At 28.7% G+C, this 2,022-nt stretch carries 3 protein-coding genes; all 3 read right to left on the reverse strand.

Translation table 11 applies throughout. The features are described from left to right. On the reverse strand, window positions 1-731 hold a 731-nt coding region (locus JQM81_RS13360; protein ID WP_235234301.1), incomplete at its 3' end, for a glycosyltransferase family 32 protein. Between the two features lie 40 nt (window positions 732-771). Further along, window positions 772-1,740 carry a glycosyltransferase family 2 protein gene (locus JQM81_RS13365; RefSeq protein ID WP_235234303.1) on the reverse strand — a complete coding sequence of 323 codons (969 nt, stop codon included), beginning with the start codon at window positions 1,738-1,740 and terminating at the stop codon, window positions 772-774. Window positions 1,741-1,747: 7 nt separating this feature from the next. Next, window positions 1,748-2,022, reverse strand: a 275-nt coding sequence (locus JQM81_RS13370) for a hypothetical protein (RefSeq protein WP_235234310.1), incomplete at its 5' end; no start/stop codon positions are given.

A 2,022-nucleotide genomic window follows, 5' to 3' on the forward strand; every position in this document is an offset into this window, starting at 1 on the left:
ATTCTATTCGGAATATGAATGACATAGTCGATCTTTTCCATTTTTTTCGCTTTTATTTGGCGTTTTAACATTTCCCATCTTTGTTCTTCTTCTTTATCATCTTTCCAACTAGCTGAAAACCAATGTATAGATATCATTTTAAATGATTTATTCCACTCCCCAGTAGAATAAGAAAGAGGGCACAAGTAATATGATGGTAATATTAGAATATTCTCTCCAATAATTTGTTTTCTATTATTTTGCTTTAATCCATATTTCAAAAGTATAGTCGTATTCATTTTAGGGCAAGGGAGCATATTAAGCGTACCATCCGGTAACTTAAACTGGAGATTATCATAAATTTTCATCATTTCATAAACCACAGGACTTTTAATTTCTGCCCCAAACCCTAACCCTGTAGCCACATGAATTCCATCTTCAAATCCAAAATATGCGTTCCATTTTAACAGTGAATTTAAACTTCTTTTTAATTCAACATCTGTATCCATATAAATACCACCATTTTCATACACTATCTTCAGCCTCGCATAATCCGTAACAAACGCCCACATTTTAGACTCATATGCCTGTTGCACATACAGTGGGCAAGAATAAATATCAAAATTTTCTTCATTCCATTCTATAATCTCGTATTTAGGACATTTTTTTTTCCAACTCTCTATGCACTTTTGAGCCAACTGAGGTTTCTGATTATATCCAAACCAACAATAATGAATTTTTTTTGGAATCATGGCAACTCCTTTTACTATATACCGTTATTACGGATATTTCCTATTTTTTTAAATAATATTTTGACAATATAATACTAGGAAAATATTTTATTTTTCTTAATAACCTATTTCCTTTAGTTCTGCTATAAAAAATCCACAATATACTTTGATCACCAAAAAGGACCTTAAGCATCTTATACTTTTTATACAAAGAAGTCCTCTCCTCCAGAATAGCATTTTTCGTATCATAGACATCTATAAAGCACCGTTCTTGTACGAACTCCATATACCTTCTTCCACATAAATTAAAATCAGAATTTACACCAAATAAATAATTATATGTTTCTACAATTCCACAACATTTATCAATATTTATTTTAGATATTAAACTATGACTATGTCGATGATAATTATAAAAGGCATGATTATCCGCATAATAAATTACATTCTTACGAAATATATCAAATACAAATTTCAAATCTTCTCCAAATGTTCTCTCTATTTCAAAATATGTCTCTCCAATTGTATCTTTCAAATACATATTTCCACAACAAGAAGAAAGGTATCCTTGTTTCAACAATTCAATCAGATTATTTTCTGAAATATCATAACTCTTACCATACAAAACATTTTTTATAATGACTTCAGTTTTTTCCGTATTTTCTATATAATCTTTTCTTCCGGCCAAAAAAACTTCAATATTATTATTTTCACAAATTTCAATAGCCGTCATCAAAAACTCAGGTTCCAAAGAGTCGTCACTATCAACAAAAGTAATATATTCACCTTTTGCAAATTCAATACCTTTGTTTCTCATTACACTTACTCCCGCATGCTTATTATAGAACACTCGAATTCGCTCATCATTTATGGCATATTTTTCACATATTTCAACACTTCTATCAGAAGATTCGTCATCTAATAAAAGAAGTTCCCAATTACCATATGACTGGCTGAGAATCGATTCAATACAACCACCTATGTATTTTTCTACATTATACACCGGAACTATTATACTTATTTTCTTCATATTGACTTCATTTCTTTCTATTTTGGGAAGACAAAAATTTGAATATTTTAGGCATTCTTAAATTTAAATATTTTAATTTCAAATTCTTATCTACATAGCAAAACAACTTATTTTTTTTCCAAAAGTTTATAATACTTTTTCGTTCTTCTTTCACCATTCTCTTATCTAAAATAAGTAATTTTTCAAAAACAACAGCAGCATATGACATATACGCTTTTGTTACAATATTAACCATATTATAATATTGAACTACTTTATAAAATAAAATTTGTTGCTCTAATG

It is taken from the genome of Faecalicatena contorta (genome assembly GCF_021531895.1).
Lineage (GTDB): Bacteria > Bacillota > Clostridia > Lachnospirales > Lachnospiraceae > JAFBIX01.